This is a genomic window from Microbispora sp. NBRC 16548 (assembly GCF_030268985.1).
Lineage (GTDB): Bacteria > Actinomycetota > Actinomycetes > Streptosporangiales > Streptosporangiaceae > Microbispora > Microbispora catharanthi.
The window spans coordinates 499,678-516,031 of the sequence record NZ_BSSF01000007.1 but is presented as its reverse complement, the minus strand read 5'-3'; the positions used below and the strand labels follow the sequence as shown (position 1 = coordinate 516,031).

Sequence of the window (16,354 nt, the reverse complement as noted above, 5' to 3'; positions counted from 1 at the left end):
GTCATCCGGATCCTGGCCCTGACCTGCGTGATCTGGCACAACGACAGGACCGGTCAGCCGGTCAAACGGTCGCTGATCGCATACGACCACTGACCCAGCCGGAGGGCTTGGAATCAATCATCTAGGCCGTTTACCAGGGCAGATGCGTGATCAGGCAAAGGAATCGTCGATCCTTCGCCTTGTTATCGCAAGTATTGCGATCCCACGTGTTCAGACGGCCCGGTTTCCGGATAGCCCTTATTAACATTTTTTTCCTGAGCATTGCATTACGGACACGAACGGAGGGGTCATGGCGGGCTGGCACATGCCTCCCTTTTTACGCCCGCGCTCGATCCAGGCGCGGACCGCACTGATGAGCGCGGTCCTCTCCCTCGTCGTCCTCACGGTGATCGGGTTCGGCCTGGACATCGCCGTACGCAACCGGATCCACAGCCATCTCTTCATGGACACCCAGCGGGTGGCCACCGACTGGATCGCCTCGATGGGTCCCAACGGCATCCCCGAGCCGCCGACCGGGCGCGAGGACCTGGTGCAACTCGTCGACTCCCGCAACCGGGTGATCACCGCCAGCCGGGCGGCGAGCGGCCGGGCCCCGCTGACCTCCCCCTTCCCCACGGGCCAGGACCGCCTGCAATACCGGATCGAATGCCCGGACCGGGGCCGGTGCGTCGTGCTCACCGCCGTACGGGTCCTGCCGGTGCAGTCCCGGCTGTTCTGGGACGGCGAGCCGCACGCCGTGTACGCGGGAAGGACCGAGCCGGGCCTCCTGGCCGCGCGGCGGCTGGAACTGTTCATCGCGATCGGAGTGCTGCTGATGACCGCCGGATGGACCTGGGCGAGCTGGCGCGCCGCGGGCCGCACGCTGCGTCCGGTTAGAGAGATTCGCGAGAGGGTGACCGAGATCAGCGTGCGCGACCTGAGCCTGCGCGTCCCCCAGCCGCCCGGGCGCGACGAGATCGCCGAGCTCGCGCGGGCCTCCAACAACTTCCTCGAACGCCTCGACACCTCGGTGCGCCAGCAGCGGCACTTCGCCTCGATGGTCTCCCACGAGCTGCGGACCCCGCTCGCCGGGCTGCGCACGCAACTGGAGGAGGCCCTGCTCTACCGCGAGGAGACCGATCCGTACGAGACGATCCGTACGGCGGTGCGGACCACGGAGAGGTGCCAGGCGATCATCGACGAGATGCTCACGGTCGCCCGCGTCCGCACGGCCGCGACGGACGAACCCGAGCCGGTCGACCTCGGGGCGCTCGCGCGGGAGGAGGCCGCCGCCCGCACGGACGGCGTGCCCGTGCATGTCGAGGTCGAGGACGAGGTGACCGTCCTCGGCAACCGGGTCCAGCTGTGCGGCGTGCTGACCAACCTGCTGGTCAACGCCCAGCGCCACGCGTACGGCAGGGTCGACGTCACGGTCGGGCGGGCCGGGGACGAGGCGGTCGTCACCGTGCTCGACGACGGCGACGGCATCGCGCCGGAGGACCGCGAGCGGGTCTTCGAGCCGTTCGTCCGCCTGAAGGACGGGCGCCGCCGCGATCCCAAGGGCACCGGGCTGGGCCTCGCCCTGTGCCGCGTCACGGCGGACGCGCACCAAGGGACGCTGCGGGTCGAGGACTCGCCCCGCGGCGCCCGCTTCGTCCTGCGTCTGCCGCTGCCCGCGGCCGCGGCGGCCGCGGACAGCGCGCCCCAGCTCAGCCGGTGACGCTCAGCCGGTGACGCCCGGGCGGGCGCTCCCGACGGCGGCCAGGGTCAGCGCGAAGTCGGCGGCGCTGTCGGTGTACCAGCGGCAGACCGCGAACCCGGCCCGGGACAGCTCGTCGAGCACACCCTCTCTGTGGAACTTGGCGCTGATCTCCGTGCGCATCTCCTCGCCCTCGGCGAAGGCGACCGTGAGGCCGAGCGCCCTGATCGGGACCTCCATGGGCCGGGTGGCCCGCAGCCGCATCTCGATCCAGTCGTTGTCCTCGTCCCACAGCGCGACGTGCTCGAACGCCTCCGGCTCGAACCCGGCGTCCAGCTCCCGGTTGAGCACGTGCAGCACGTTGCGGTTGAAGGCGGCCGTCACGCCCCCCGGGTCGTCGTACGCCGCGACCAGCCGCCCCCTGTCCTTCACCAGGTCGGTGCCGAGCAGCAGGGTGTCGCCCGGCCGCAGCGTGGCGCGCAGTTCCTTGAGGAACACCTCTCGCGCGGCGGGCGGGAGGTTGCCGATCGTGCCGCCGAGGAAGGCCACCAGCCGCCTGCCGGTCCTCGGCAGCAGCGCCAGGTGCTGCTCGAAGTCGGCGCGCACCGGCCGCACGTCGAGGCCGGGATAGCGTACGGCGAGCCGCTCCGCCGCGGCCTCCAGCGTGACGTCGTCCACGTCGACCGGCGTGTAGGCCCGCAGCACACCCGCGTTGGCCAGCGCGTCGAGCAGCAGCACGGTCTTCTCGCTGGTGCCCGAGCCCAGCTCGACGAGCGTGTCCGCGCGGCTGAGGCCGGCGACGTCGACGGCGCGGCGGCGCAGGATCTCCAGTTCGCGCCGGGTGGGGTAGTACTCCGCCAGCCGGGTGATCCGGGAGAACAGCTCGCTGCCCGCGGCGTCGTAGAACCACTTGGGGGGCAGCCACTTGGGCGACGAGGTCAGCCCTGCGCGTACGTCGTTCTCCAGAGCATGGCGCAGATAGTCGCCGCCGAGATGATCGGTAACCATGGTCGCCTCTCAATCGATGGGTGTCACCGAAACGCCGTCGGGGGACGCGAGCAGCAGGCTCCGGTCGGGCACGGCCCGCCAGCCCGGCCGGTCGTCCAGCGGCTCGCTCGCGACGAGCACCCCCTCCTCCAGGTGCGTGAACAACGTGTCGCCCCACGCGACGGCGGCCAGGTGGGAACCTCCCGTGACGAGCAGGTTGAGCCGGGCCTCCGGGTCGCCCTCGGCGGCCGCGCGGACGACGGCGGGCAGGACGTCGGCGAGTGGCAGGCCGCCCCGCAACCGGGTGAACGCGGCGGCGGCGAGCCACGCCGAGTCGCACCCGCTCTCCGCGTCCGCCGCGAGGGGCCGGACGGCCTCGCGCCTGACCCTGCCGTTGTGGCTGAGCAGCCAGGGCCCGTCGGCGAACGGCGCGGTGGCCGTCTCCTCGATCGGCATCCCGACCGTGGCCGACCGCACCGCCGCGATCAGGCACGTCGAGCGGGCCGCCGCGGCGAGGCCGGGCATGTTGGCGTCCGCCCAGATGGGCACCGTACGGCGGTAGCGCACGGGCCGGGACCCGTCGTACCAGCCCAAGCCGAACCCGTCGGCGTTCACCGTGCCGTACTTCTGTAGGCGCGGCGCGTACGACTGGCGCAGCAGGCCGTGTTCGGGGTCGCTGATGAGCGTGGTCAGGGCCCGCGCCGGACCCAGCCACGCCGCGTGGCGGCACATCCCTCACTCCTCGGAGCGGGCGCAGCGGAACCCGGCGAAGATCTGCCGCCGGATCGGGTAGTCCCAGTTGCGGAAGGTCGTGCGGGCGGCGGAGGGATGGGTGGCCCACGACCCGCCGCGCAGCACCCGGTAGGTCTCCCCGAAGAAGACCTTGCTGTACTCCTCGTAGGGGAAGCACCGGTAGCCGGGATAGGGCTGGAACCAGGAGTCGGTCCACTCCCACACGTCCCCGATGAGCTGCTCGACGCCATAAGGACTCGCGCCGTCCGGGAACGCTCCGGCGGGCGCGGGCCGGGCCGCCCTGTGGCCGAGGTTGGCCCAGCGCCCCAGATGCCCGGGATCGGCCTCGCCCCAGGGGTATCTGCGGCCGCCGCACGCCTTCTCCCACTCGGCCTCGGTCGGCAGGCGCTTGCCCGCCCACCGGGCGTACGCGTCGGCCTCGTACCACGAGACGTGCTGCACCGGCTCGTCCGGCGGCACGGGCTCCTCCCGGCCGAACCGGACCCGCCACCAGGTGTCGCCGTCGCGCGTCCAGAACAGCGGGGCCTCCACGCCGTTCCGCTCGGCCCACTCCCAGCCCTGCGGCAGCCACCAGCGCGGGTCGCGGTAGCCGCCGTCCTCGACGAACTCCAGGTAGGCCCCGTTCGTCACGGGGTGGCGGTCGATCCAGTAGCCCGGCAGGTATATGCGGTGGGCCGGCCGCTCGTTGTCGTACGCCCAGGGCACGGTGTCGGTGCCCCCGCCGGTGCCCATCGTGAAGACCCCGGCGGGGATGTGCACCTCGGGCTCGGCGGCGGGCCTGCCGGGCGGCAGCTCCCCGTCGCGGACCAGGCCGGGCCGCCGGGACAGCTGGAGCGTGGCGAGCATGGTCTCGTCGTGCTGGTGCTCGTGCTGCAGCACCAGCCCGAAGACGTAGCCGCCGGACCGCAGCGGATCGGGGTCGGTCAGGTCCACCCGGTCGAGGACGTCGAGCACCCGGCCGCGCACGCCGGAGATGTACTTCCTGGCCTCGGCCGGGCCGAGCAGCGGGAGCGACGGCCGGTCCTTGCGCGGATACTTGAACGCGTCGTAGAGGTGGTCGATCTCCGGGCGCAGCGGCTCGATGCCGCCCACCTCGCGCAGCACCCACAGCTCCTCGTAGTTGCCGACGTGGGCGAGGTCCCAGACCAGCGGCGACATCAGGGGCGAGTGCTGGCGCACGAGCATGTCGTCGTCGGCGTCGGTGTAGGCGAGCGACCGCTCGCGTACGGCGGCGAGCTCGGCCGCGATCCGCTCCTTCAGGCCGGTCGGGCCGGCGTTGCCCAGGACGGCGTCGAGATCGGTCACGCGAACATCTCCTCCATCTGGTCGGCGGCCGGCGATCGGCCGGATTCGATGTGCCGAGAGGCGAACGCGCGGACCCGGGCGACCAGCGAGGGCTCGGCCCCGAGGCGGGGCAGGGCCTCGGCCGCGGCGGCGAAGCAGACCGAGGCGGAGCGGCGCAGATCGGGGTCGGCGAGACCGAGGCGGGCGGCGTCCGCCCATCGGTGGGCGACCGGCCGGGCCGCCTCCACGGCGATCCCGGCGGCCCGGTCGTCGGTGACGAGCGCATGGACGACGGCCACGCACACGGGCCACTCGGCGGCCCCCTGCGCGTCGAGGTAGCGCACCTCCAGCCAGCCCCGGGGCCGTACGGGTGGGAAGAGCGTGGTGGCGTGGTAGGCGAGGTCGGCCTGAGTGGGGGGCCGCCCGGCCACGCGGGCGAAGTCGCGGAACGCCGAGCCGTCGAGGACCGGCAGGAGGCCGCCGGTCCCCCGGACCAGCATGAGGCGGGCGTCGAGGAGGTAGCGCGCCCAGTCGTCCACCGGGTCGCCGTTCTGCGCGACCGGCGCGGTCCTGCTCGGGTCGAGCCTGCCCCACACGGCCTGGCGGCCGGAGGCCCACCCGTCGGCGGGCGAGTTGGCGAAGGCCGCGACCAGCACCGGGCCGAGCACGTGGGCCCGTTCCCAGCGGGCCCGGTGATCCTCGCCGAAGTCCAGGTTGACCTGGATCGACGCCGTCGAGCACATCATCGTCAGGCCGTCCGGCCGCTCCAGGACCGCGGCCATCGCCTCATACCTGGGCTCTCGTAACTGCCGCAGGGGCGCGCGCAGGGTGTCCAGGCCGCGACCGCCCAGCCGCAGCCCGGCCCGGGCGAGCGCGAGCCGTACGGCGTCGACGTCGGCGGTGAGCTTCGCGACGGCGGTGGGCAGGACGTCCGGCGGGGCGGACAGTTCGAGCTGCCCGCCCGGTTCGAACGTCACTCGGCTGCCACCCGGGAGCGCGGGGAGCGCGCCCGCGATCCGGGCGATGGGGACGTAAAGCGCGGGGTTGTCCGCGTCGAAAACCAGGAACTCCAGCTCGACGCCCAACCGGTCGGAGGTGACCCCGCGGAAGCAGTCCCGGGCGTACCTATGCACGTCGGTCATTCGCCCCCCATCGGGCCGATGTTTACGCGACTCGGTCGTGCCGAGTCAACTTTCCCCGTAATCCCCCTTCTCAACCTGAAACCCACTGAAACAGTGCATTAACACCGGTCACGCGGCGTCGGAGGTCGCCCACTCCTCGTCGCGCATGCGGATCATCGAGACGCCGGCGATTCCGAAGACGACCAGCAGGATGACCGGGCCGCCGAGGCCGAGCACGAGGTTCCACGCGCTCGCGCCGAACAGCCAGACGAGGATGCCGACGAGCACACCGGCCGGGAACCACCACCCGGCCCGGCCTCCCCAGGCGTACGCGACGGCCACGAGCACGAGGCCGAGGAACGATCCGATCATGCCGGGCATCTGCCAGGCGATGGTCATCGCGGGCTGAGCCGCGTCCTGCATGAGCTTCTCCGCCTGGTCCACCGGCAGCATCTGGAACGCCACGATGTCGAAGAAGTCCGAGATCATCAGCGCCGAGAAGTTGATCAGGCCGAGGACGGCCACGACGCCCGCGATGTTGGCGAGCACCACGCCCTTCTTGCGTACGAGGTGGACGAGGCCGATCACTCCGGGGACCCACAGGATCCACGCGTAGTGGAGGAGCGTCGCGCTGACGCCCACGGCGCCCGGGTTGTGGGCGTACGCGAGGGGGTCGTCGACCCCGGGCTCGGACGGATCGACGGCCATGCCGAGGAGCAGGCAGAGCGGGGCGAGGATGAGGCTTGTGCCCGCCGCGACGCGGCGGAAGGTGTTCGCGTTGGTAAGCATGCGGAGGACCGTACGGATCGGTCCTCCGCGGCGTCGTCAAAGCACACTTTGACGTCATGTCCACCTATAGGCGGATTGCCCTTCACCTAGCGGTGGAACGGTGCATTCGGGACGACCGTTACTCTCTGCACCCATTACTCTCTGGATCGTGCTCCACCGCCGTCCCCCCACTCTCGTCGACTGGCTCGTCGCGGTGGTCGTGGGCCTGTTCGCGATCGCCGAGGAGATCGGCGGGCGCTCGACGGGCCCGGCCCGCGACCATCTCCCCCTGTGGATCGCCGGGGGGATCGCCGCCGCCGTCGCAGTGCTGTTCCGGCGCCGCGCTCCGTTCGCGATCCTGTTCGTCTACTGCGCCGTCACCGTCCCGCTGCTCATCCTGGAGTCCCAGACCGCGTCGGCCTGGCAGTTCTACACCGAGCTCGTGCTGCTGTTCACCCTGCTGTCCGAGGTCCGGCCGCGCAGCGTGCGGGCCGCCGTCGGCCTGGCGGCGAGCGGCGCGTACGTGGCCGCCATGATGTCCACCGCGTCCCCCGCGTCCGGGCCGGGCGACGTCGCCGTGGCCGTGGTGATGTCGGCGATCGCGGCCGGAGCCGGCCTCGCCGTGCGCCGCCACCGCGTGCTCGCCGTCCAGGCCGCCGAACGCGGCGAGCTGCTGGCCCGCGAGGCCGTGGCGGAGGAACGCGCCCGCATCGCCCGCGAACTGCACGACATCGTCGCCCACAGCGTCAGCGTGATGACCATGCAGACCGGCGGCGTACGGCTCATGCTGCGCGAGGACCAGGAGCGTGAGCGGCAGGTGCTCGCGTCGATCGAGGAGACGGGCCGCGGCGCCGTGGACGAGCTGCGCCGGATGCTCGGCCTGCTGCGCGGGCCGCAGGCCGACTCGGGCCCGCAGTCCGGCCTCGACCGGCTGGACGACCTGCTCGACCAGGTCAGGGCGGCGGGGCTCGACGTGACCCTGGAGGTGCGCGGCGATCCGGTGCCGCTGCCCGCCGGGCTCGACCTGTCGGCCTACCGCATCGTGCAGGAGGCGCTGACCAACGCGCTCAAGCACGCGGGCCCGACCCGGGCGACGGTCACCGTGGACTACCGCCCCGGGGAGCTCCACCTGGAGATCGTCGACCTGGGTCCGAGCCAGGGCCGGGCCCGGGCGCGGGCACGTGGCGGCGGGCAGGAAGGCGGGCACGGGCTGATCGGCATGCGGGAGCGGGCCGCGCTGTTCCACGGCACGCTCACCGCGGGACCACTCGCCTCGGGCGGGTTCGGCGTCCGGGCGGTGCTGCCCCTTGGAAAGACGCTGTGAACATGATCGGAATCCTGATCGCCGACGATCAGGCGATGATCCGGGCCGGGCTGCGGCTGGTGATCGGCACCCAGCCGGACCTCGCCGTTCTGGGCGAGGCGTCCGACGGCGAACGCGCCGTCGAGCTGGCCCGGAGCCTGCGGCCCGACGTCGTGCTGCTCGACATCGCGATGCCGCGGCTCGACGGCCTGGAGGCGGCCCGGCGCATCCTGTCCGCGCCCGAGCCGCCGCGCGTGATCATGCTGACGACCTACGACACCGACGAGAACCTCGACAAGGCCCTGCACACCGGGGTCAGCGGCTTCCTGCTGAAGGTCTCGCCGCCCGAGCACCTGTTCGCCGCGATCCGCAGCGCCGCCCGGGGGGAGGTGCTGCTCGACCCCGCCGTCACGGGCCGGGTCGTCGACGCCTACCGCCGCGCGCAGCCCGCCGCGCCGCCGCCCGAGACGGGACTCACAGCCCGGGAGGGGCAGGTGCTGCGCCTGGTCGCGCGGGGGCTGTCGAACGGCGAGATCGCGGACACGCTGTCGATCAGCGAGGCGACGGTGAGCACGCACATGAACCGCCTGCTGGCCAAGCTCGGCCTGCGCGACCGCGCCCAGGCCGTGCGTTACGCCTACGAGTCGGGCGTCGTCCGCCCCGGAGACGCCTCGTCGTAAGCCGGTACCGTAGGTGCACATGACAGCTATCGACTCCACCACCTCGGGTGCGTACGGCATAGGCCTGGCCACGATCGCCGCGGACGGCACCGTGCTGGACACCTGGTTCCCCTTCCCCGCGCTGGGCGAGCCCCCGGCCGTGGGCACCGAGCCGATCGCGGGCGAGGACCTCGGCGAGGGCATGGCGGAACTGGTCGGCCCCGACCTCGCCAGGGGCGTCGAGGTCGTGGCCGTGCGCACCGGCATCGCCGACCTGTCGGCCCCGCCGGTCGACGCGCACGACGTATATCTGCGCCTGCACCTGCTGTCCCACCGCCTGGTCCGGCCCCGCGCGCTCAACCTCGACGGGATCTTCGGGCTGCTGGCCAACGTCGTGTGGACCAACCACGGCCCGTGCAAGGTGGAGGGCTTCGAGGAGGTGCGGCTGCGCCTGCGGGCCCGGGGCCCGGTGACCGTGTACGGCGTGGACAAGTTCCCCCGGATGGTCGACTACGTGCTGCCGGCCGGGGTGCGGATCGCCGACGCCGACCGCGTACGGCTCGGCGCCCACCTGGCGAGCGGCACCACCGTCATGCACGAGGGCTTCGTCAACTACAACGCCGGCACGCTCGGCGTCTCCATGGTGGAGGGCCGCATCTCGGCGGGGGTCGTCGTGGGCGACGGCTCCGACGTGGGCGGCGGGGCCTCGATCATGGGGACGCTGTCCGGCGGCGGCAAGGAGGTCATCTCGATCGGCGAGCGCTGCCTGCTCGGGGCCAACTCCGGCATCGGCATCTCGCTCGGCGACGACTGCGTGGTGGAGGCCGGGCTGTACGTCACGGCGGGCACCAAGGTCACGCTGCCGGACGGGACGGTCGCGAAGGCGAGGGAGTTGTCGGGCAAGTCGGGCCTGCTGCTGCGCCGCAACTCGACGACCGGGGCGGTCGAGGCGGTGTCCCGCGACAGCAGGGGCATCGAGCTCAACGCGGCGTTGCACGCCAACGACTGACGCTCCAGCGGGCCCCCTCCCCCACCCTGAGATGACCCTGAGTCTGCCCTGAACTTGGCCTTCGGCCCTGTGAACGGCGGGAGGGCGGCCCGTACCGTGAAGGTATGGGACGCATTCTCCTCATCGCCGCAGCCGTCATCGTCGGGTTCTTCCTTCTCGGTTCCGTCATCGGGCTCATCTTCGGCGCGCTGAAGTGGGTTCTGATCATCGGCGCCATCGCGCTGATCGTGTCGGTCGTGCTCAAGCTCACCCGGAGCAGCAGGTCGAACCACTACTCCTGACCGGCTCCATGGCCGGAAACAGGGCCGCAAAACAGGGCCGGAAAACAGGGGCGGGCCCCGCCGCAGTGCGACGGGGCCCGCTTTCTTGTGCGCCTGGCACGCCTCGGGTTACGAGAGCGGCGGGTAGGCGTTCTGCATGAGCTGCTGGAACTGCGCGGAGAACCAGTGGCCAGAAACCGGGGCGCCCCCCAGAGCTCCGGACATGTTGTTGCCGTTCAGGCTGTTACCGGTGTAGGTCGGGTCGCACATCCGGTCGAAGCCCTTACCCTCGTCGTTGTCGATCGCCGAGCTGGAACCGTCGGACTCACCCGGAGGCTTGATCCAGACGTAGGCGTCGAAACCGGCGGCGGGGTTCGCCCTCGGCCGCTCACCCATACCGGCGCCGGACTGGTTGCACCAGTTGCCGGCGTGGATGCGGCGGTCGACGCGCGACTCGTTGACGAAGGTGTTCACGTCGGTGGACGTGCTCGCCTTGGTCGGCCGGGCCGAGCCACCCCAGCCGTTGCGGGAGGTGTCGACCAGCATGCCGATGGTGTTCGGGAAGCCCTTCGACACCAGGGCGTTGCGGAGACCGGTCGCGAAGGACGACTCGTCCACGTACCAGTTCCAGTCGACCCAGTGGGACTGGCGCACCGACTGACCGTTCACCGAGGTGTTGATGTTGAAGTACGGCTCGGTCAGCGCGGCGAAGTTGGCGGTGTTCACGATGAAGCCGTCAATGCTGTTCACGCCGGCGGTGGTGCCGGTGGCGACCTGGTAGAAGAGGTTCACCATCGGCTGGAAGTTGTTGTCCCAGCCGAGCCAGGCGTGGTGCGCCGCGTCCACATAGGTGTACACGTTCTTGATCGCGTGCAGCTTGTTCAGCGCGTACTGCACGCCCTGGACGTAGGCGCCCGAGGACTGGGCCTCCTGGCACGCCTGGAAGTTGTTGACGTTGGTGATCAGGTTCGGCAGCGAGTCGGGCTCGATGATCGTCACGATGCGGAGGTTCGAGTACTTCGAGTCCGCCATGATCCCGGCGATCACGTCGATGTACTCGCTCTTGTACCGCGCGAGGCCGTCCTGCGCGATCTTCAGCTCGCCGTTGGAGGCGAGCGCCGAGCAGTCGCGGTTCGGCAGGTCGTAGATGACGACCTGGATCGTGAGAGGCGCGCTGCCGTTGGCCGCGTCCTGCCTGACCGCCTCGTCGAGGTGGTCACGCAGGCCCATGCTGTTGTTGCCGGCCGAGCCGGAGCTGATCGCCGCGATGCGGTCCAGCCAGATCGCCGTGGAGATGTTGGCCACCCGCGAACCGCCCGGCTCGGACTTCGCGCTCGCCGACCAGTCCGGGTTCACGTAGCCCGTCGCATCGGCGTACGGGTTGTCCACGTGGGTCCCGGGCGGCGGCGGCGAGGACGACGGTGAAGCGGACGGCGACGGGGACGCCGACGGGGAGACCCTGGGAGAGGGCGAGGCCGACGGGGAGACCCTCGGGGAGGGCGAGGCCGAGGGCGAGACGGACGGCGAGGCCGACGGGGACTGCGTCGGGCCGGTCCCGTTGCAGGCCACGCCGTTGATCTTGAAGTCGGTCGGCGCCGGGTTGCTCCCGGACCAGGATCCGTTGAAGCCGATGCTCGCCGAGCCGCCGGTGGACAGCGACTTGTTCCAGTCCAGGGGGGTCACGGTCACGTTGGTGCCGGACTGGCTCCAGTTGCCCGACCAGCCCTGGGTGACCTTCTGGCTGCTGTTCGGGAAGCTGAACGTGAGCGTCCAGCCGTTGAGGGCGTCGCCCAGGTTCTGAATGGTCAGGTTGGCGGACATGCCGCCCTGCCACTCGCTGGCGGAGTAGTTGACTTTGCACGCGACCGCGGCACTCGCCGAGGTGGCGGTGGCGACGGCCGCCGTGGAACCGAGCGCGAGCACGGCCGCCGCGACCAGGCCGCGGCGCACCGTGGAGCTCACGGCTCCCGGTCGGGGGGTGGATCTCATTGGGAAGGTCCTCCTGGCGATGAATACTGCGCTTGGGAGCGCTCCCACGAACCATAGGCACCGCCTCCGGCGCCGTACAGGGACCCGTCAAGGGCGGGAGTGCGGCAAAGTCGCGGCCCGGCGTTCACCCCGCGTCCGAGCAGGGATTCCGTCATGCCGTCACGTCAGAAGTCACCTGCGTGTTTCGTGAAAGTTTCACCCTTTCACTGGCGAAACGCGTGGCCAGGGGCCGGATGTCCCGTCCAGACCACCCCCGACGCGCGGAAGCGGGCATGCACCACCTGGTCACAGGGGGAACCGGGCCGGCGGGTAGCATCCGTGAGTCACACATATCGCGAATGGGGATCCGTCATGACCGTCAAAGTGACCGTCACCGGCGCGGCCGGCCAGATCGGTTACGCGCTGCTCTTCCGCGTCGCCTCGGGCCAGCTCCTCGGGGCTGACACCCCGGTGAAGCTGAGCCTTCTCGAGATCCCGCAGGCCGTCAAGGCGGCCGAGGGCACCGCGATGGAGCTCGACGACTGCGCGTTCCCGCTGCTGCGGGGCATCGAGATCTCCGACGACCCGGCCAAGGCCTTCGACGGCGCCAGCGTCGCGCTGCTCGTCGGCGCCCGCCCGCGTACGAAGGGCATGGAGCGCGGCGACCTCCTCGAGGCCAACGGCGGCATCTTCGGCCCGCAGGGCAAGGCCATCAACGAGCACGCGGCCGACGACATCCGCGTGCTCGTCGTGGGCAACCCGGCCAACACCAACGCGCTCATCGCGCAGTCCGCGGCTCCCGACGTGCCGGCCGAGCGGTTCACCGCGATGACCCGTCTCGACCACAACCGCGCGCTCTCGCAGCTCGCGGCCAAGCTGAACGTGCCGGTGGCCGAGATCAAGAAGATGACGATCTGGGGCAACCACTCCGCCACGCAGTACCCGGACCTCTTCCACGCCGAGGTCGGCGGCAAGATCGCGGCCGAGCAGGTCGAGCAGGAGTGGCTGCGCGACACCTTCATCCCGACCGTCGCCAAGCGCGGCGCCGCCATCATCGAGGCGCGCGGCGCGTCCTCGGCGGCGTCCGCGGCCAACGCGGCGATCGACCACGTGCACGACTGGGTGAACGGCACGCCCGAGGGCGACTGGACCTCGGCCGCCATCCCGTCCGACGGCTCCTACGGCGTGCCGGAGGGCCTCATCTCGTCCTTCCCGGTGGTGTCCAGGAACGGCCGCTGGGAGATCGTCCAGGGCCTGGAGATCGACGCGTTCTCCCGCGAGCGGATCGACGCCTCGGTCAACGAGCTGGTCGAGGAGCGCGACGCCGTGCGGGCGCTCGGTCTCATCTGACGATTCGCGCACGGAAGGGGCGGGCCCGCACGGGCCCGCCCCTCGTGTTGTCCCGGGTCTCCCGCACGGTACGGCTCCGCCTGCCTGGGCAGTTGACGGGCATGGACGGCATGTACGACGTGGTGGTGCTCGGTCTGGGACCGGGCGGAGAGGACGTCGCGGGACGGCTGGCGGAGGCGGGCCTCAGCGTCGCCGGCGTGGAGGCCGGCCTGATCGGGGGCGAGTGCGCCTACTGGGGCTGCGTGCCCTCCAAGATGATGGTGCGCGCCGCGGGACTGCTGGCCGAGGCGCGGCGGGTGCCCGGCATGGCCGGCTCGGTGCGGGTCTTCCCCAAGTGGGCCCCGGTGATCGACCGGATCAGCGGCGAGGCCACCGACGGCTGGAGCGACGACGCCAGGGCGGAGCACTTCGAGAGCGCCGGCGTCGACCTGGTCCGCGGCCGCGGCCGGATCACCGGGCCGCGGGAGGTGACCGTGGACGGCCGGGTGCTGCGGGCACGGCGCGGGATCGTCCTCGCCACCGGGACCAGCCCCGCCGTCCCTCCGATCGACGGCCTGGAGGGCACGCCGTTCTGGACGAACCGGGACGCCGTCGCGGCGCGGCACGTGCCCGAGTCGCTGATCGTGCTCGGCGGCGGGGCGGTCGGCTGCGAACTCGCCCAGGTGTTCGCCCGGTTCGGCACGCGGGTGTCGGTCGTGGAGGCCGCCGACCGCCTGCTCGCGCGGGAGGAGCCCGAGGCCGGCGTGCTGCTGGCCCGGGTGTTCGCCGGCGAGGGCCTCGAGACGCACACCGGCGTCGCGGCCGAGCGGGTGCGGCACGACGAGGGCGGCTTCACGCTCACGCTGGAGGACGGCCGGACCCTCCGCGCCGTACGACTGCTGGTCGCCACCGGGCGCAGGACCGACCTGGCCGCGATCGGCGCCGGCGACGCCGGCCTCGACGAGAGCGCCCGGTTCGTCACCGTGGACGGGCGGATGCGAGCCGCCGACGGCGTGTGGGCGGTGGGCGACGTCACCGGCCGGGGGGCGTACACGCACGTCGCCGTCTACCAGGGCAGGATCGCGGCCCGCGACATCCTCGGCGAGGGCGGCCCACCGGCCGACTACCGGGCGGTGCCCCGGGTCACGTTCACCGACCCCGAGGTGGCCTCGGTCGGCCTGACGGAGCGGGAGGCCCGGGAGGCCGGGCTCGACGTGCGGGTGGGCTTCGCCTCCGTCAGCGAATCGGCCCGGGGCTGGATCCACGGGGCCGGGCACGAGGGCTTCGTCAAACTGGTGGAGGACGCGCGGCGTGGCGTGCTGGTCGGCGCCACGAGCGCCGGGCCGGCCGGCGGGGAGGTGCTCGGCGCGCTGGTGGTGGCGGTGCAGAACGAGATCCCCACGACGCGGCTGCGGCACATGATGTACGCGTATCCGACCTTCCACCGGGCCATCGAGGACGCGCTCGAGACGCTCGACGGCCAGGCATACGCAATCGACTTGTGACGAACCGGAGACGCCCGGGGCGGGTCCAATGCATGACCTCCAAGGAAGGAGAAAGTCATGCGGCACCCCACCCGGCCGATCACACTGCGCCCGATCTCAATGGGGCTGATCGGCCTCGCCCTGTCCACGCTCACGATCTCCGCGGCGGCCGCGCCCGCCACGGCCCGGACCGCACCCCCCATGCGGCACTCCGCGCACCACTCGATCCGGTACGCCTCGGTGGACGCCTGCACGGCCAAGGACGGCACCGACAGGCCGTGCCACACCTGGCGGCTGGACCTGCTCGACGGCAGGCGGGTCGCGCTCAAGGACGCCATGCTGTGGCCGCTCAACGCCAAGGGCAAGGTCGACAAGAGCCTCAGCGCCCCCCTCACCGTCAGCGGTGACGGCGAGTCGGTGGCCTACTTCCGCAAGTCAGACCATCGCCTGGTCGTGCGCGAGTTCCACGGCGGGGTCCACGTGATGCCGAAGACGCCGCTGCCGCGCGGCATCGGCATGGACTCGGTCTGGCTGGACATGTCCCAGGACGGCAGCCGCCTGGCCCTCGCCTACACCGACGACGACGGCAATACGCGAGGCCGCCTGTTCGACGTCGCGCGGGCGAGCGTGACCGGCACGATCCCGAAGTCGGGCGGGTTCTCCGGCTTCAGCGGGGACGGCTCGGCCGTCCTCCTGCAGCGGGACGCCACCGCGAACACCACAGGGCTGGCCGTCCACGACGACGCCGGCGCCGAACTGGCCAGTGCCGTCCCACCCCAGATCGTGGCCAACAACGGCCCGTGGGCGCTGTCGGCCGACGACCGCACGGTCGCCTTCGTCACCGGCAGCGGCAGGAAGGCGGCGCTGCGCTTCTACGACGTCAAGACCGACCAGACGACGGGCTCGGTCCGCGTCTCCCTGCCCGGGGACACCTCGCCCGACATGATCGACTGGACCGGCGAGCACGAGGTGACCGTCCACTTCAGCGAGTCGGGAGGCCCCCGCGACGTGGTGACCGTCCTGAGGATCGACACGCAGACGGGCAAGACCCGAGTGCGTGACCGATACAAGGTGCGGGCCGGCACCTTCACCTACCAGAGCTGCGGCGGCTGACCTCGCCGCCGACACGGACATGGCCACCAGCGCCGCCACCTCGGAGACGACGGTCAGGCGCTGGGTGAGCCCTGCCGGCACCGTGCCGGGGTCGAGGTGCAGCATCCGGAAGGCGTACGGCAGGACCACGAGGAGCAGCGAGCCGAGCGCGACGGCGCACAGCACGCGCACCGGACGCGAGCGGGTGGTCCGGGCGACGAGCAGCCCGGCCAACGGCAGGCTGACGAAGGCGGCGAAGGCGGCATAGCGGTGTATGCCGCCGGAGAGCGACAGCGACAGCCCCGGCCGGTCGGTCGGGAACCCGGCCACCAGCAGCAGGCAGACGCCCCACACGCCCACCAGCAGCGCCGCGCGCCGGTCCAGCCGCGCCAGCCGTACGGCGAGCACGGCCGAGCCCAGGGCGAGCGACGTCAGCGAGACCGGCAGCAGCCAACCGTGCGGCGCGAAGACGTACTCGCTGATCATGTCGGTGAGCGGGTCGAGCCCCGCCACCAGATGTAACGCGAGCATCGCGGCGGCGCCGGTCGCCACCAGCAGGTATCCCAAGACCATCCCCATGGCTCTTCACTGTGGCCGTGGGGAGGGCGACGGCCCATCGGAGATCCACCCGAGCCGTCCCTGAGGGAACCCCTAGGGAG

The 16,354-nt window shown here is 71.8% G+C and carries 14 protein-coding genes and 1 pseudogene; 8 read left to right on the top strand and 7 right to left on the bottom strand.

Going from position 1 to position 16,354, the window contains the following annotated elements; all coding sequences use genetic code 11:
• The first annotated feature begins 352 nt into the window (after positions 1–352).
• On the top strand, positions 353–1,699 hold the full coding sequence (locus tag QSK36_RS22630; protein WP_183540073.1) for a sensor histidine kinase: 1,347 nt from the start codon (positions 353–355) through the stop codon (positions 1,697–1,699).
• Positions 1,700–1,702: 3 nt separating this feature from the next.
• On the opposite strand, the gene egtD is transcribed toward QSK36_RS22630, so the two are convergent.
• The 5 genes from egtD to QSK36_RS22605 all read right to left on the bottom strand — a co-directional run bounded on the left by egtD (position 1,703) and on the right by QSK36_RS22605 (position 6,612).
• Positions 1,703–2,686, bottom strand: a complete 984-nt coding sequence (egtD, locus tag QSK36_RS22625) for an L-histidine N(alpha)-methyltransferase (RefSeq protein ID WP_285783790.1) — start codon at positions 2,684–2,686, stop codon at positions 1,703–1,705.
• Positions 2,687–2,695: 9 nt separating this feature from the next.
• Entirely contained in the window at positions 2,696–3,397 is a 702-nt protein-coding gene (egtC, locus tag QSK36_RS22620) for an ergothioneine biosynthesis protein EgtC (RefSeq protein ID WP_285783789.1), read from the bottom strand.
• Positions 3,398–3,400: 3 nt separating this feature from the next.
• Complete coding sequence (egtB, locus tag QSK36_RS22615; protein ID WP_285783788.1) at positions 3,401–4,723, bottom strand: ergothioneine biosynthesis protein EgtB; 1,323 nt, start codon at positions 4,721–4,723, stop codon at positions 3,401–3,403.
• Complete coding sequence (gene egtA / locus QSK36_RS22610) at positions 4,720–5,844, bottom strand: ergothioneine biosynthesis glutamate--cysteine ligase EgtA (protein ID WP_183540076.1); 1,125 nt, start codon at positions 5,842–5,844, stop codon at positions 4,720–4,722. Before egtA ends, egtB begins: the two co-directional genes overlap by 4 nt.
• A gap of 108 nt (positions 5,845–5,952) precedes the next feature.
• On the bottom strand, positions 5,953–6,612 hold the full coding sequence (locus tag QSK36_RS22605; RefSeq protein WP_285783787.1) for a hypothetical protein: 660 nt from the start codon (positions 6,610–6,612) through the stop codon (positions 5,953–5,955).
• A gap of 148 nt (positions 6,613–6,760) precedes the next feature.
• Between QSK36_RS22605 and QSK36_RS22600 the strand changes: the two genes are divergently transcribed.
• The 4 genes from QSK36_RS22600 to QSK36_RS22585 all read left to right on the top strand — a co-directional run bounded on the left by QSK36_RS22600 (position 6,761) and on the right by QSK36_RS22585 (position 9,843).
• Positions 6,761–7,915, top strand: a complete 1,155-nt coding sequence (locus tag QSK36_RS22600; RefSeq protein WP_285783786.1) for a sensor histidine kinase — start codon at positions 6,761–6,763, stop codon at positions 7,913–7,915.
• Positions 7,916–7,917: 2 nt separating this feature from the next.
• Entirely contained in the window at positions 7,918–8,574 is a 657-nt protein-coding gene (locus QSK36_RS22595; protein ID WP_285783785.1) for a response regulator, read from the top strand.
• A gap of 19 nt (positions 8,575–8,593) precedes the next feature.
• Positions 8,594–9,562 carry a 2,3,4,5-tetrahydropyridine-2,6-dicarboxylate N-succinyltransferase gene (gene dapD / locus QSK36_RS22590; protein WP_285783784.1) on the top strand — a complete coding sequence of 323 codons (969 nt, stop codon included), beginning with the start codon at positions 8,594–8,596 and terminating at the stop codon, positions 9,560–9,562.
• 104 nt (positions 9,563–9,666) lie between these two features.
• Positions 9,667–9,843, top strand: a complete 177-nt coding sequence (locus QSK36_RS22585) for a hypothetical protein (RefSeq protein WP_156081201.1) — start codon at positions 9,667–9,669, stop codon at positions 9,841–9,843.
• Between the two features lie 108 nt (positions 9,844–9,951).
• Here the strand turns inward: QSK36_RS22585 and QSK36_RS22580 are convergent, their stop codons facing one another.
• On the bottom strand, positions 9,952–11,811 hold the full coding sequence (locus QSK36_RS22580) for a glycoside hydrolase family 6 protein (RefSeq protein ID WP_183540082.1): 1,860 nt from the start codon (positions 11,809–11,811) through the stop codon (positions 9,952–9,954).
• A gap of 351 nt (positions 11,812–12,162) precedes the next feature.
• Here QSK36_RS22580 and QSK36_RS22575 point away from each other — a divergent pair, with 351 nt between their 5' ends.
• The 3 genes from QSK36_RS22575 (at position 12,163) to QSK36_RS22565 (ending at position 15,716) form a co-directional block, all read left to right on the top strand.
• A complete protein-coding gene (locus QSK36_RS22575; RefSeq protein WP_139576838.1) occupies positions 12,163–13,140 on the top strand; it encodes a malate dehydrogenase in 978 nt (325 codons plus the stop codon).
• Positions 13,141–13,241: 101 nt separating this feature from the next.
• The gene (locus tag QSK36_RS22570; protein WP_285783799.1) at positions 13,242–14,624 is read left to right on the top strand and encodes a dihydrolipoyl dehydrogenase family protein; all 1,383 of its coding nucleotides are present in this window, start codon (positions 13,242–13,244) and stop codon (positions 14,622–14,624) included.
• Between the two features lie 57 nt (positions 14,625–14,681).
• On the top strand, positions 14,682–15,716 hold the full coding sequence (locus QSK36_RS22565) for a hypothetical protein (RefSeq protein WP_285783783.1): 1,035 nt from the start codon (positions 14,682–14,684) through the stop codon (positions 15,714–15,716).
• Positions 15,717–15,788: 72 nt separating this feature from the next.
• On the opposite strand, the pseudogene QSK36_RS43535 reads toward QSK36_RS22565, so the two are convergent.
• Positions 15,789–16,181 (bottom strand): annotated as a pseudogene (locus QSK36_RS43535) (DUF998 domain-containing protein); the annotation flags it as partial.
• Positions 16,182–16,354: the final 173 nt, after the last annotated feature.

Bases quoted from the DNA above. Each gene is read 5' to 3' on its own strand.
- QSK36_RS22575 (WP_139576838.1), top strand. From the start codon at position 12,163: ATGACCGTCAAAGTGACCGTCACCGGCGCGGCCGGCCAGATCGGTTAC.
- egtD (WP_285783790.1), bottom strand. From the start codon at position 2,686: ATGGTTACCGATCATCTCGGCGGCGACTATCTGCGCCATGCTCTGGAG.
- QSK36_RS22565 (WP_285783783.1), top strand. From the start codon at position 14,682: ATGCGGCACCCCACCCGGCCGATCACACTGCGCCCGATCTCAATGGGG.
- QSK36_RS22605 (WP_285783787.1), bottom strand. From the start codon at position 6,612: ATGCTTACCAACGCGAACACCTTCCGCCGCGTCGCGGCGGGCACAAGC.
- QSK36_RS22630 (WP_183540073.1), top strand. From the start codon at position 353: ATGAGCGCGGTCCTCTCCCTCGTCGTCCTCACGGTGATCGGGTTCGGC.
- QSK36_RS22585 (WP_156081201.1), top strand. From the start codon at position 9,667: ATGGGACGCATTCTCCTCATCGCCGCAGCCGTCATCGTCGGGTTCTTC.
- QSK36_RS22570 (WP_285783799.1), top strand. From the start codon at position 13,242: ATGGACGGCATGTACGACGTGGTGGTGCTCGGTCTGGGACCGGGCGGA.
- egtA (WP_183540076.1), bottom strand. From the start codon at position 5,844: ATGACCGACGTGCATAGGTACGCCCGGGACTGCTTCCGCGGGGTCACC.
- QSK36_RS22580 (WP_183540082.1), bottom strand. From the start codon at position 11,811: ATGAGATCCACCCCCCGACCGGGAGCCGTGAGCTCCACGGTGCGCCGC.
- dapD (WP_285783784.1), top strand. From the start codon at position 8,594: ATGACAGCTATCGACTCCACCACCTCGGGTGCGTACGGCATAGGCCTG.
- egtC (WP_285783789.1), bottom strand. From the start codon at position 3,397: ATGTGCCGCCACGCGGCGTGGCTGGGTCCGGCGCGGGCCCTGACCACG.
- QSK36_RS22595 (WP_285783785.1), top strand. From the start codon at position 7,918: ATGATCGGAATCCTGATCGCCGACGATCAGGCGATGATCCGGGCCGGG.